General features: G+C 48.3%; 10 protein-coding genes. 1 reads left to right on the top strand and 9 read right to left on the bottom strand.

The window, feature by feature from the left end; translation table 11 throughout:
• Nucleotides 1-97: 97 nt before the first annotated feature.
• From H4O21_RS00320 to tsaB, 7 genes are all read right to left on the bottom strand, one after another.
• Nucleotides 98-1,582, bottom strand: coding sequence for a class I SAM-dependent DNA methyltransferase (locus H4O21_RS00320; RefSeq protein WP_182806823.1), 1,485 nt, complete (start codon nucleotides 1,580-1,582; stop codon nucleotides 98-100).
• Nucleotides 1,582-3,159 carry an RNA/DNA-binding domain-containing protein gene (locus H4O21_RS00325; RefSeq protein ID WP_182806824.1) on the bottom strand — a complete coding sequence of 526 codons (1,578 nt, stop codon included), beginning with the start codon at nucleotides 3,157-3,159 and terminating at the stop codon, nucleotides 1,582-1,584. Before H4O21_RS00325 ends, H4O21_RS00320 begins: the two co-directional genes overlap by 1 nt.
• A gap of 11 nt (nucleotides 3,160-3,170) precedes the next feature.
• Entirely contained in the window at nucleotides 3,171-4,721 is a 1,551-nt protein-coding gene (locus tag H4O21_RS00330) for a restriction endonuclease subunit S (RefSeq protein ID WP_255487077.1), read from the bottom strand.
• Nucleotides 4,721-7,531, bottom strand: a complete 2,811-nt coding sequence (locus tag H4O21_RS00335; RefSeq protein WP_182806826.1) for a type I restriction endonuclease subunit R — start codon at nucleotides 7,529-7,531, stop codon at nucleotides 4,721-4,723. The genes H4O21_RS00330 and H4O21_RS00335 overlap by 1 nt, the downstream gene beginning before the upstream one ends.
• 334 nt (nucleotides 7,532-7,865) lie before the next feature.
• On the bottom strand, nucleotides 7,866-8,684 hold the full coding sequence (locus H4O21_RS00340; RefSeq protein WP_182806827.1) for a class I SAM-dependent methyltransferase: 819 nt from the start codon (nucleotides 8,682-8,684) through the stop codon (nucleotides 7,866-7,868).
• 47 nt (nucleotides 8,685-8,731) lie between these two features.
• Nucleotides 8,732-9,529: an undecaprenyl-diphosphate phosphatase gene (locus tag H4O21_RS00345; RefSeq protein ID WP_182806828.1), complete on the bottom strand. Its 798-nt coding sequence runs from the start codon at nucleotides 9,527-9,529 to the stop codon at nucleotides 8,732-8,734.
• A 184-nt stretch (nucleotides 9,530-9,713) separates the two neighbouring features.
• The gene (tsaB, locus tag H4O21_RS00350; protein ID WP_182806829.1) at nucleotides 9,714-10,427 is read right to left on the bottom strand and encodes a tRNA (adenosine(37)-N6)-threonylcarbamoyltransferase complex dimerization subunit type 1 TsaB; all 714 of its coding nucleotides are present in this window, start codon (nucleotides 10,425-10,427) and stop codon (nucleotides 9,714-9,716) included.
• A gap of 76 nt (nucleotides 10,428-10,503) precedes the next feature.
• On the opposite strand from tsaB, the gene recD2 reads away from it, so the two are divergent.
• Nucleotides 10,504-12,723, top strand: coding sequence for an SF1B family DNA helicase RecD2 (gene recD2 / locus H4O21_RS00355; RefSeq protein WP_182806830.1), 2,220 nt, complete (start codon nucleotides 10,504-10,506; stop codon nucleotides 12,721-12,723).
• Nucleotides 12,724-12,742: 19 nt separating this feature from the next.
• Here recD2 and H4O21_RS00360 read toward each other — a convergent pair whose 3' ends face one another.
• On the bottom strand, nucleotides 12,743-13,390 hold the full coding sequence (locus tag H4O21_RS00360; protein WP_182806831.1) for an HAD family hydrolase: 648 nt from the start codon (nucleotides 13,388-13,390) through the stop codon (nucleotides 12,743-12,745).
• 119 nt (nucleotides 13,391-13,509) lie between these two features.
• Complete coding sequence (locus H4O21_RS00365; protein ID WP_182806832.1) at nucleotides 13,510-14,319, bottom strand: alkaline phosphatase family protein; 810 nt, start codon at nucleotides 14,317-14,319, stop codon at nucleotides 13,510-13,512.
• Between the last annotated feature and the right edge of the window lie 40 nt (nucleotides 14,320-14,359).

Raw genomic sequence — 14,359 nt, forward strand, 5'->3', positions numbered from 1 at the left:
GTAGCTCAATTCCGGTAACTGACTGTAATCAGGCCTGTGCCGGATAGCATTCATCCGGCTCAATTTAATCTATCAGGCAGGCCTGTCAGGTAATGCTTCAATTATTCAGGCTTTGAGCAATAGCACGGAAACTGTTTAAGCCAGCCTCAATATTTTCAATGATTTCTTCTGCTAATACATCAGGTTCAGGCAGATTATCCAGATCAGCCAGAGACTGATCCTTTAACCAGAAGATATCCAGACTGGTTTTATCCCGGCTGATCACCTCTCCATAACTGTATTTGCGCCAGCGGCCATCCGGGTTATTTTCCGAATGCCAGGTTTCACTGCGCTTGTGGCGATTTTCTGGGTTATAACAATTAATAAAGTCCTGTAGATCTGCTCGACGCATCGGCTTTTTCTTCAGGGTATGGTGGACATTGGTACGGTAATCATAGATCCACAGCTCTTTAGTGCAAGGATCTTTTTGCGCCGGTTTATTATCGAAAAAGAGTACATTTGCCTTTACTCCATTGGCATAAAAAATCCCGGTGGGTAAACGCAGAATGGTATGTAGTTCTGTTGTTTCCAGCAGTTTCTGGCGCACCGTTTCACCGGCCCCACCTTCAAACAGTACATTATCAGGCACTACCACGGCCGCACGGCCTGTGGATTTCAGCATACTGCGAATATGCTGAACAAAGTTCACCTGTTTGTTTGATGTTGAGGCCCAGAAATCCTGACGATTGTAAGTCAGTTCGTCTTTTTCCTGCTCTCCTTCCTCATTGGTAAACGTCATACTGCTTTTTTTACCAAAGGGCGGGTTAGCCAGCACCATATCGACCATGCGGGATGGTGGCGAGATCAGTGCATCATTACTGCTAACGGCGGTGTCTTCATCATCTATTTCACCGATGTTATGCAAAAACATATTCATCAGACAGAGACGACGGGTACTGGCCACAATCTCGTTACCAAAAAAGGTCTCGTGTTTTAAAAAACGCTTTTGGGCTTTGTCCAGCGTGTAATGATTGGGATCGGTCAGAAAATCATAAGCAGTTAAAAAGAAACCGCCCGTGCCACAAGCAGGATCAGCAATGGTCTGTCCCGGTTCCGGGCGCATACAATCCACTATCGCCTGAATAAGCGAACGGGGAGTAAAGTACTGCCCTGCACCAGATTTGGTATCTTCGGCATTTTTCTCCAGCAGACCTTCGTAAATATCACCTTTGGTATCCGCACCCAGAATCACCCAGTCGGTTTCACCGACCATGGCAATTAACCGGGACAGTTTGGCAGGGTCCTGAATCTTATTCTGGGCTTTAGTGAAAATCTGGCCCAACATGCCTTTTTTCTTGCCTAGCTCACGCAATAACTCCACATAATGCGTCTCTAAATCGGCACCCTTTTTATCCAGGCTGTCCCAGTTATATTTTTCAGGAATCCCGACATCCCGTGAGCGCGGTGGCAGACTGTATTCATGAGCCATTTTCAGAAAAATCAGATAGGTCAGCTGTTCCAGATAATCGCCATAGCCCACACCATCATCTCGTAGGGTGGTACAAAAACTCCAGACGCGGGAGACAATGGATTCTGCGTTCATTAATTCTGTTCCTTATGTAGCAGTGCTAAACCTGCATCGGTCAGTCGGTAGCGTTGTTTGCTACTGGTTGGTTTTTCCGGGATGGTCATAGCGACATAACCGGCACTAAGTGCCGGTAATAAATAGGTTTTGCGGAAGTTTTCGGTATCTTTCAACGCCAGGGCCTGTTGCATTTGAGCACGGCTCATCTCCCCCTGAATAATCCGGCACAGCCGCACTTCCGGGGTGACTTCCGGGGTGACTTCCGGGGTGACTTCCGGGGTGACTTCCGGGGCTTTCTCTTCTGTGGGAGATTCCGTATCCACTTCCAGCCATTGCGACTGTGGGTGTACCGGTAAACTCACCAGAAAATAAGAGCGTTCATCATCAGTATCAAAGACGGGGACCGGTGAGCCATTGGCTTTCATCGACCGAAGAATCTTAGGCACTCCGGTAGAACGCCCCTCGGTCAAACGTAGCTCTTTCAAAAACTCACCAATCCGTCGGTTACGGTAACGACGGCTTACCGCCTGTCCCATCTGTAAATCATTTAAGCGAATGGAACGATCCGGGCCTGGGAAACTCAGCACCTTAAACTCATCGGCAGTGATGCGGATTTCGACGGGTTCACGGATCTCATAACTGCGATGATAAATCGCATTGACCACAGCTTCTTCCACGGCCGCTAATGGGAAGTTCCAGAAACGTTCCGCTTCAGCCTGATCCGGCTGTTTCAGTACGGTCTGTTTCAGATAGTTCCGATTGATATAATCCAGCGCATCACGGGTAATCCGGTCCAGAGGCCCGTTGAATATCTTCTCTTCAAAGCGGTCGCCTCCAGGACCATCAGGGAAAAACACCACATCAATCTGAGTCGCGGGGAAAAACTGTTCAGGCTGTGAATTAAAAAACAGCAAACCGACATTTTTAGGAAATACCGCCTCAACCGGACCGCCAATAATATTCATACGCCGTCCCAGCGCTTCGGTACTTAATTGCCCGGCTTCCTGTTCTAATTCACTGCCTACATCAGAGAGAAAATCCCGTATCAGACGCGGGGAGAGATCCTGCACCCTGGCCGTTTGGCGATAACGATCATCAAAGGGCACAGATGCAGCCAGTGAAATCAGCTCACGCTCGCTGTCACCACTGGCTTTAACCGTACTGGTGTGTTTACGCAGATAATAAGCCCACTCTGTTTTTTTACTGCTTAAACTCACCTTCGCTTTGTAAGGCCGGGTTTCACCACCAGGAGCCCACAGCACCAGAATCTGTTTACCTTCGATCTCATAAACTGCCGTCAGAGGATGATATTGAGGCGCGATAGCAGAATGCCCCAGATTTAATAACTCTTTCTGAATACGATCAATCTGCTCAGGTAACAAGCCCACAGGCGGTAATACCGGACGCCCTTCACTCTCTTCAATACCGATCAGCAGATAGCCACCACCCAGGTTATGAAAGTCATTCGCAAAAGCACAAATGCTGTGCAGAATCGACTCAGGATTCCAACCGGATTTATACTCAATACGCTCACCCTCAACCCAGCGCTGGCTAAGCAGATCATCAATATTGATTGGCAGTGAATTAATGCTCATAACGCCCCCAATCAGGCCGCTGTTGTTTTCTTACGAGGCTTACGGCTAGCTGCTTTCTCTTGTTTAGCCTGAGCTTCCAATTCAGCCTTTTCCACAGCAATACGCTTTAACAACTCACTGGCAGGCTCATCATCAGGGTCTTGAGGCACTAACTGACCGGAGAACGCTTTTTTCAGGATTGACTTGCGAAGGGCTTCTGATTTCTTAATATTATATTCGAGCTCTACTTCAAACCTGTTTATACCCTCTAGTTTGCTCTCAACTAAAGATGCTATTTCATGCTGCTCTTCTTTGCTGGGCATAGGAAAAAAAACAGTATTAAAACGACTTACACTAATTTTTTTCTGAGCGACCCCTTTTGTAATAAAACCCAGTTGTTTTTTTATCAGGACTGAGTTTATGCAATGTTTATAAAACAGGTTCGAGCAAAACTTCGGCCAAACCCGGAACTTCAAACAGTCTGCAGTCAAAATAGCCTTTTCTTTACCTGCAGGGTAAATTTCAGCATCACCAGGAGGATCCCCCATTTTAGTAACTAAAATATCTAAAGGTTTTACTGAATGAGCTTCCAACTCCTTGTATTTCTCTGCCGTAATATAGTGCAGATTATCAGTGAAATTATTTTTTGTAATATTACGAACGAAAACCAGAGGCACGCCTGATTCTGTATAATCACTGACCTTTAGATTACTCCCAAATGGCCCAATCCCTATTGAATGAGGTTCATCTGAACAAATATCTTGAGGAGTAACCCAAACCCAACCTTTAGGCAATGGAGGGAGGTTTCTTAGTTGTTCTTCAGTAATGGAATTAGGACGCTTCACTTTCTTTGGTTTAGAGGGTTTATTCTCTTCTTTTCTATTCTCTTCCCACAGTTTGACTGCTACTTGCCAATCAGCAACCTGCTGCTGATAGCTAGCCTCACGCTCATCCTGAATACAGGCCAGAAGTTCATCAGAACTTTCTAGTTCATCCTGATGATCTTTACGCCATTGTTCAGTTAACTTGCCTTCAAAAGCATGTTTAAGCAAGGATTGACGGTAAACTTGTAGTTGAGCTTTAGCCGTTGTAAGGCTTTCAATACCTTTATCCAGCTCAGAAAATAGTTCTTCTATTTTGGCAACGATACGATGTTGTTCATTCAGAGGAGGAATACCAATAGTTTCCTTAGATAACCACTGATAATGACGGGCGTACCCTTTATCTTTAATGCATGAGGCAAGATGATGGGAAAAATACTCTAGTAGTTTTGGTGTTATAAATCCCTTCGGTTCTAAAACCTTAACGCCGTCAGCACCAGCGATGAAAGCAGATTTGATAAGCTTTACACAACGCGTGTGATCGCCAAAGATTATCAGAGGGTAATTCCCCTTAATCACTTTATCAGAGTCATTACTATACCCTCCAATGAATGAACTTCCCTGATCAATAACGGGATATAAACCGTTTTCTAAATATTGTTTCTGATTAATTTTTTTCTTGTTGGTAGAAACTACTGTTACAGCATCACTGAAATCAATAGCTTCCCAACCATCAGGGCAATCGAACCTTGAGCTATACATCAAGCTGCTAATACCTCATTTAGTTCTTCAATCAGTGGTGCCATTTCTGCACCAAAGAGCTGATACATCTTGTCTAAGCCGCCCTGAGCATCAAATGGGGCCATATCCAGATCATCCTGCTCAAAGTGAATAGAGCTGCTGATATGATCCCGGATCATCTGTAGCCACTGCATTTGTGCTTCATTAAATTTCTGCCCTGCTCCGGCGTGGCGTTTCATAATCCAGTCTTTAAAGTTCTGGCGCACAGTTGCATCGTAGTTGGCCAGACTGCTATCAATTCCACAGACTCGACGCACCAGAGCAACTAATGCGGTAAGTTCGTTAACCGGCTGATTTCCCTGATAGTTATCCAACTGAGTATAAGCCTGCCATACGTTTAATGGAGCCAGTTTAGGCATGTCATTTTTCAGGGTTTCCAGCAGGATGCGAATCATATCATAGGTGATTTCACGGCGGCGGTGGGGCTGATCAAAAAAGATAGTCAGGGCATCAATCTGATCTTTATTGTCCTTCAGATATTCAGCAAAGCTCTGGCGAAGTTCTTCAGCTTGCTCAGCGCTGTCTTTTGCCCACCCTTTGTGCAGAACCTGATCCATATTATCGTGATCAATCTTTTGTTCTCTTTCCCGGCGGATGCTATCTAACAGGTCAATCAATTCACCATTAAAAACTCTCGTGGCTTCCCGGACCAGTTCAGCCTGTGCCTGTTCTCGCTTCTGATCGCCAGGGTCTGTTCCTGCAGGTTGCTGGGCCAGTGTTAAGGCGCGCTCTTCAATACGATCGCCGTCAATAGCATTAAACAGATCACTGATGATGCGCTCCAGAGGCTGACCTTTCGCGGCTTCACGGATGCGTTCCCGTTCCCCTGGCTCCAGTTGTTTATTAAGACGGGCTAAACGACCGGCTAATGAGCTTATGGTGTCAGTATCATGCACACCGCCCATCATGACTCCTGTGGCTAAGTCTTTCAGAGGTACAGCCGGTTTGGTAATCAGGGGCTGGCTGGCCGTTTTCAGAGATTTAGTCACTCCGATAGCATCTACAATCACATAGTGCGTTTTTGCACTTCTGGCTGATGGAGTTACTTTTTTCAGGTTATCGTGGTCTAAAGTTCGAGTGCCCCGGCCTTTCATCTGTTCAAAGTAGTTTTTGCTTTTTACATCCCGCATAAACAGCAGACATTCCAGCGCTTTGACATCCGTACCTGTCGCAATCATATCGACGGTGACGGCTATTCGTGGATTGTAATCATTGCGGAACTGGGACAAAACGGACTTGGGATCTTCACCGGCCTGAATCACATTGCCATCGGCGTCGGTTCTGTCTTTTGCAGCCCGGTAAGTTACCTTTTTACAAAAGGCGTTACCTTCAGCAAACTCTTCCCGAACAATCTGAATAATATCGTCCGCATGACTGTCCGTTTTGGCAAAAATCAGCGTTTTTGGAATCTCATCCCGGCCGGGGAAAATATCTGGCAGGCTCTCTTTAAAGGTTTTAATAATCGTACGAATCTGGCTTGGGTTGACGACATCCTTATCCAGCTTTTTGGCGCTATAGCTTTCATCCTCATCCTGTTCTTCCCAACGGCGCTTACGGGTCAGCTTCTCACGCCGTTCGACCTGTTGTTCTGCCTTCAGCTCGGAACCCTGCTGGCTGATTTCAGTATCAATCAGATAGATCTCATTGCCCACGTTAACGCCATCGGCAACCGCTTTTTCATGGGTGTATTCACTGACAACATTCTGTTTAAAAAAGCCGTAAGTGCGGTTATCCGGGGTTGCTGTCAGACCTATCAGGAAGGCATCAAAATAATCCAGTACTTGCTGCCAGAGGTTGTAGATAGAGCGGTGACATTCATCAATGATGATAAAGTCAAAAAACTCAGGTGGGATTTTTTCGTTATAATCCACCGGCACTGGATCTTTTGGTTTGGTGAGTTGTTCCCCCGGATTGATCTCTTCAGCGGCATCATCCAGTGCTTCGCCTTTTAGCAAGGAGTACATACGCTGAATGGTACTGATACAAACCTGAGCATCTTTGGGCACTGCAGCACTTTTCAGGCGTTGTACCGCATAGAGTTCAGTAAATTTGCGATTATCGTCATTCGGGGTGTAGGACAGCATCTCCTGCTCAGCCTGTTCTCCCAGGTTTTTCGTATCGACCAGAAACAGAATACGTTTTGCCTGAACCGGTGATTTCAACAACCGGTAAATCGACGTGATTGCGGTAAAGGTTTTACCCGCTCCTGTTGCCATCTGAATTAAGGATCTGGGACGATTTTCTTTAAAAGATTGTTCCAGGTTGCTGATGGCGGTTTTCTGGCATTCACGCAGACCATCCGGGTTTAGCGATGGTAATGCGGTTAAACGAGAGCGAAGTGATTGCTCCTGCTTCAACCATTCAGACAAGGTTTCTGGCCGATGAAAGTTGAATACATCCCTTGAACGGGGTGCCGGATCACGGTTATCTGTGAAACGGGTAATAATACCTGTACTTTCATACAGAAAGGGCAGGGGAGCCTTGTTATTGACCCACTTGAGTTTTGCTGTTGCATAACCTGCCGTTTGATTTTCTACTTCTGTGATCTTATGGCCAGTATCTTCACGTTTCGCCTCTATGACACCAACGGGTGTTCTGTTAACAAACAGCACATAATCTGCTGGCCCGACATCGGTATGATATTCACGAACGGCTTGCCCAATGCCTTTGTCAAAATCAATACGCTTCTTATCCTGCACGACCCAACCGGCCTGGTTTAACATTTCATCAATTCGGTCTCGGGCAATTTGTTCTGGATTCTGGTTTGTCATAGCAGCTCGGTTTATTCCTTTAATTAAAGACCGCACAGACAGCATAACTGTCTACTGAAAATTATGAAGCGTCAGGTAAGAGGTTTTCCGCGAATAATCCGTTATACAAAGCAAGTAATCTATCGGAAATATACGGTCTGCAGCTATTTGATACCTGACTGTTGGTTTCAGCAGAGGATATCAGAAGAATATACCTAAGCCTTCCTGGTAAAAACCCTGGTTTAATCGTAGATAGTAAAAGGAAAGCAGATAACACAGGTAGAAAAGCGGGACGGACGCTGAGACAAATTCAATATCTCCAGCGCCACGATCATATCATCCGATCTGTTTTTGATCAGTCTGTACTCTCCAGCTTTTTCTTTGCATAGATATCATAACGACTGGATTTGCCTTCCAGTACATAACTGGGCTCAGGGCCAGTAATCACCGGGGCTTTACGAGGGCGCTTCACCACGACACGATGAGTAGCCACTTCCAGAGCCTTGGCCAGTAACTGGTCATCATCAGTATCCATGCCCACCAGCTGATGAAACAGCTTCATCTCTTTTTTCACTTCGGCGCTTTTATCACGGGATGGAAACATAGGATCGACATAAACCACCTGTGGATTAAACCCGGTTTCTGCTACAGCCTGCGCCAGAGTATCAATCGAGTTACCTGATTTAAGCTGCATACGACAGATCACATCTGCTGCTTCAGGATCACAAGCCGCACGTTCCAGGCCATCTTCCAGTAAAGCCGCGACGACAGGGTGGCGCTCCAGCAGTAACATATTGCAGCCTAACCCGGCCAGCACAAACGCATCACCGCCCAGACCCGCCGTGACATCCACCACGGAAGGAATCACACCGGATTTCAAACCGACCGCTTTAGCAATCATCTGGCCTTTGCCACCACCATACTGACGACGGTGCGCGGCTTTACCCGAGGCAAAATTGACCTGAATTGGCTTAGGGGCTTTTTTACCGGTTTCTCCCAGGCTTAACCCCTGCTCTCCGGCAATCAGCACCAGATCACCTGTCGTTCGGGGTAATTCATCACATAGCTGCAGGTCCAGATGCTCTGGCAAACGCCCCTGTAGCTGTTCAAACCAGAACTGTTGTAAAGACTGATAATCAGGATGATCGGCCCAAAGCCAGAGCTTGCTAGTCATAAGAAATACTCAGAACAGAGAAAAACATTAACGCGAGGACCGGATCATCACACAACAAAGACAATCAGCGCCAGCCCCAGTACCAGTCGATATAGGACAAAAGGCAGCATGCCTATCCGGTCAAGAAGTTTCAGAAAGTAGTGAATACAGGCCAGCGCTGAAACAAATGCCAGAGCCCCACCTACCAGAGTATGGCTGATCTGAGCCGCACTGCCGGTCTGATACAGCTCGACACCTTTCAGGCCACCAGCGGTCAGAATCAGAGGGATAGACAGCAGGAAGCTGAAACGCGCTGCCGCTTGTCGTGTCAGCCCCAGCATCAGCCCAGCGGTAATCGTAATCCCTGAACGGGATGTACCGGGAATCAGTGCCAGAGCCTGAGCCATACCGATCCAGACCGCATCCCGGAAGTTCATATCACCTTCTTTCCGGTTCTGTCGCCCACGGGTATCACTCCACCAGAGTAAAGCGCCGAACACCAGCGTCGTGGTGGCAATTACCAGAGCGGACCGGAGGTGCAGCTCAATAAAGCCCCCAAGCAACAGACCGGTCAACCCGGCAGGAATCGTAGCGATTATCACCGCCCAGGCCATATAACTGTCCCGGCAATGCTGTTTGCGGAACACACTGCATAACCAGGCGATCAGCATCTGCCGGATATCCCGGAAGAAATACAGCATCACTGCCAGTAAAGTGCCGACATGGACGGCGACATCAAACGCCAGCCCCTGATCAGCCCAGCCCAGAACCAGAGAAGGAAGAATAAGATGAGCGGAGCTGGATACCGGTAGAAACTCCGTCAGCCCCTGAATAAGTGCCAGTACTGTGACCTGAATCCAGTCCATGTCTGCCCCTTGTGCGTTATCGTCGAGAAAAAGGTAAATGATCGTCGCAGAAAAACGCCGTATTCCATCACGGGGCATGTGAAGATAATGTGGAAATTATGCCCGGCTGCCCAGTTGTTTATTGATAGCCCGATAACGATAGCCTGATGACTAGCCCGGCGATTCAGATCGATAGCCCGATAATCTATTTCGCATGCGGCCCTTCGCCTTTTTTGAAGGCAACGTTATCCCGCAGGTAGACAGGAATCGCCTCCTCAGCAGCCACACTCACACCTTTTTGCCAGTACAATTCAGCCAGACGGGCAATATCTCCGGCACGAGGCAGCACTTCCGGGAAAGTCTGCTGTAGCTGGCTTTGTACTACCGGTGAGAACTGATCAAACAGCTGCCAGCCCGATCCAGTACCGACCCAGTCAGCATCACGCTGTTCAGTAGACAAAGACTGCAGATCAACCCGATCCGGCGCACATACCGCAGGCTCAGCCAGACAATCAAAACCGTCACCATTCCAGTGATACGCCGCCCAGTACACCTCTCCCATGCGGGCATCAATGGCCGAAAGCACGTAACGGGAGAAGTGTTCACGGTACTGAGTCAGCGCCATAGTTTCCAGCGTAGTTACTGGCACAACCGGCAGATCAGCACCAAATGCCAGCCCCTGAACCACTCCTGTGGCGATACGCAGACCAGTAAACGATCCCGGACCATTGGCAAAAGCAATCGCATCCAGTTCCTTCAGCGTGATACCGGCATTACTCAGTATCTCCTGCACCATCGGCAGCAGCAGTTGAGTATGTTTACGAGGCAGCAGACGAAAATCTTCAATCACCTCATCATTCAGTTTTAAAGCCACAGAACAGGCTTCTGTTGAAGTGTCCAGAGACAGGATGCGAGCCATAACACTTTGCCCATTAATAAAAAAACGCCCATTATACGCAGGCAGAACACAGGAAGAAATCACCGACGTTTATATTATGGCCCAATCTCCGATTAATCCGTTATCCGCTCATCATCACCAGCCACAGGTTCATCTGGAAGGCAGTGTTGAGCGTGTGACCTTTCATTCACCAGAGTCCGGCTTTTTTGTGATTCGGGTCAGAGTCGCCGGATATCAGGATCTGATCACACTGACCGGCAATACACCCTCGGTTACCGGGGGCGAATACGTTGAAGCCGATGGCACCTGGATTAATGATCCCAGACACGGGTTGCAGCTTAAATGCCATAGCATACGCACTGTGACGCCCACCTCGTTAGAAGGCATCGAAAAATACCTGGGCTCCGGTATGGTGAAAGGCATAGGTCCCCACTTCGCACAGAAACTGGTGCAATGTTTTGGTGATCAGGTGTTTGAAGTGATCGAACAAACCCCGGAGAAACTACTGGAACTGGAGGGGATCGGTAAAAAACGCCTGCAACTTATTACCAGTGCCTGGGCAGAACAGAAAATCGTGCGTGAGATTATGGTCTTTCTGCAATCCCACGGCGTGGGCACCGCACGGGCAGTACGCATTTATAAAACCTATGGTGAAGCGGCCATTGAAACAGTACAGCAGAATCCCTATCAGCTGGCACTGGATATTCATGGTATTGGCTTTAAAACCGCCGACCAGATCGCGCTGAATCTGGGGATACCGGCACAGTCGCTGGTTCGGGCACAAGCCGGTATCCGGCATGTCTTGCAGGAACTGTCTTCCCAGGGGCACTGCGCCCGACCTGTGGATATTTTAATCCGTGAAGCGGAAAAGATGCTGGAGATCAGCCCGGATATTCTGCAGCAGGCGCTGGATGCCGAGGTGGAAGAGAAAAACCTGATTCCGGATCAGATCGCGCTGACAGATCACCCTGATGAACAGCAGGCGGTCGTGTTTCTGGCCCCTCTGTATTATGCCGAATGCGGCACCACCCGCCTGTTACAGGAGCTGCAATACGGCCAGCCACCCTGGGGGCAGATCAGAACCGATAAAGCTTTTGAGTGGCTGGAAAATCAGTCCGATTTCCGGTTATCCGATTCTCAGAAACAGGCCGTAGAGATCGTACTGGCCAATAAAGTGTCCATTGTCACCGGAGGCCCCGGAGTTGGTAAAACCACCACGGTAAACAGTGTGTTACGCCTGCTGTTGGCGAAAAAATGCAGGGTACAGTTGTGTGCACCAACCGGGCGGGCGGCAAAGCGTCTGTCTGAATCCACCGGTTATGAAGCTCAGACTATCCATCGGTTACTGGATTTTGACCCGGTGGAGTATGGCTTTAAACGCAATCAGGACAATCCGTTAGAGACGGATGTACTGGTGATCGATGAGATCTCTATGGTGGATATCGTGCTGATGAACCAGTTGTTAAAAGCGATTCCTCCGACCGGCGCTCTGATTATGGTCGGCGATGTGGATCAGCTGCCCTCTGTAGGGCCAGGCGCGGTGCTGGCCGATATGATTCGCTCCGATGTTATTCCAACGGGTCGTCTGACTGAGATTTTCCGTCAGGCTGCCACCTCTGCCATTATTACAACCGCTCATCAGATCAACCGGGGGATAGCGCCACAGAAAACACCGAAAGGCACAGATACGGATTTTTTTTATATTCCCACAGACGATGCTGAAACGGCCCGTAGTATCCTGCTGAATGTGGTATCGCAGCGTCTCCCCCAGAAATATGGCTATGATCCTATTCGCGATATTCAGGTACTGGCTCCGATAAACCGGGGTGGTCTTGGTGTACGTAGCCTGAACATTGAACTTCAGTCCCTGCTGAACAGTAACAGCTATCCTCAGGTGACCCGATTCGGCTGGAGCTGGGCGCCAGGAGATAAAATCATTCAGATGGTCAACAACTACGATAAGGAAGTGTTTAACGGCGATATTGGTCAGATAAGTACCATCAATCCGGAAGATTCAGAACTCACCGCCACCTTTGATGGCAAGGAAGTTCTGTACAGCTTTGATGAACTGGATGAAATCAGTCTGGCCTATGCCACTTCGATTCATAAATCCCAGGGATCAGAATACCCCTGCGTGGTAATTCCTATGGCGATGCAGCACTTTACTCTGCTGGAAAGAAACCTGCTGTATACCGCCGTCACCCGAGGTAAAAAGCACGTTATTCTGATCGGCGAAAAACGGGCAATCAATATGGCCTGTCGCCAGACCAAAGCCCGCCTGCGTATGACAAAACTCAGCCAGCGCTTACAGGATTAAGCGCCAGTATTTGAATGCATCACCAGCTCAGCACCGGCCACTGACGCTCCTGGGCAATAGAAGCCAGCCGCGCTTCCGGGGACACGGCAAAGGCTTCGTCAGCCCACTCAAGCAAGGGCAGGTCATTGGCAGAATCCGAATAAAACAGACAACGCTCCGGCATCTGTTTCAAGCCGCTTAGCCACTGCATTAATCGGGTGATTTTGCCTTCTCTGAAACTCAGCACACCTTCAGTCTGGCCAGAATAACGCCCTTTATAGGTATGGCACTGAATACCAATCACATTATGAATCCCCATCAAAGCAGCTATTGGGCGTACCAGAAAATCAGCAGAGGCTGAAATCACCAGCACATCATTACCTTCAGCCTGATGCTTATTAATACACTTTGTCGCCTCTGGACGCACCCGGTGCATAATATCCTGTCGGATAAAATCCTCTGTCAGCATAGAGACTTCTTTAGTGGTTTTATTGCGCAAAGGCTCCAGAAACAGCTGCATATAATCCTGCATATCCAGTAAGCCCTGAGCATACAGAGTCATCAGATGAGCTTCTTTTTCCAGATACGTCTTATCCAGAATGCCCTGCTTCATCAGATAACAGCACCACAGAGAGGCGCAGTCACCATTAATCAGGGTATCGTCCAGGTCAAAGATTGCTAAGTTCATCGTGCTTTATTCCACTTACGTATCCGAAACCAAACCCAATTAAACCGGCCCGTTTTTATTATTCTGCAGGAGGCTGTTGGGTTATCTGCCGGGTTATTTATCCTTTCTGTCTGACAGGGTCAGATCAAAGCCGCCGTTTTCATTACTTCAGGTACTGGCAGCTCCAGTAATTTAAGCAGTGTGGGCGCCACGGCTTTCTGGTCAGCTATCTCTTCGGCATATCCCCCATCAACACCATCCACTAGCAGATAAAAAGGGATCTCCTGAACTTCAGGACGGGTGCCGCCATGACTTTTATAAGCATCCATACCATGATCAGCAGACACCACTACCTGATAGCCCAGCTCGCGCCATACCGGCACATAGTGACTTAACAGCTGATCCATACGACTGGCTTTGCGGGCGTACTGGCCAGAATCACCGCCAAACAGGTGGCCGAAAAAATCGCACCCCATGGGATGTACCAGCAGATAATCCGGCTGATGGCGGCGGATCAGACGCTCAGCATCAGCAAACAGATGCTGATCCGGGTAATCATCAAATTCATAAAAACGACCGTACTGAATCAGCTGACTCTCATCGCTCTGCTCGCTGTGCTCAACAATGTCCCAGACCGGGTTGTTATACATCTCAGAAAACCAGCTATATGCTGCCGCTGCCGTGGTGCGCTGATGCTGACGACATACAGAGAAAATACTCTCGCAGCGACTCAGAAACACATGATCGTTGGTCAGAATACCGTGCTCATAAGGTGCCAGACCGGTATGCACGGTTTCATACAACGGACGGCTGTTGCTGGGTAATTCGCACTGCATTTTCCAGCGCTTAGCCAGCCCGGCCTGAGTCAGGCTTTCCATATAACCCAGCTCTTTTTCAGCCACTTCGAAGTTCAGACCATCTATCAGGATAAAAACAACTTTGTTATTCATAGTGTTCTTCTTTTTCGTCTCCAGGCACCCGGATACCACT

The organism is Oceanospirillum sediminis, assembly GCF_014164585.1.
GTDB lineage: Bacteria > Pseudomonadota > Gammaproteobacteria > Pseudomonadales > Halomonadaceae > Oceanospirillum > Oceanospirillum sediminis.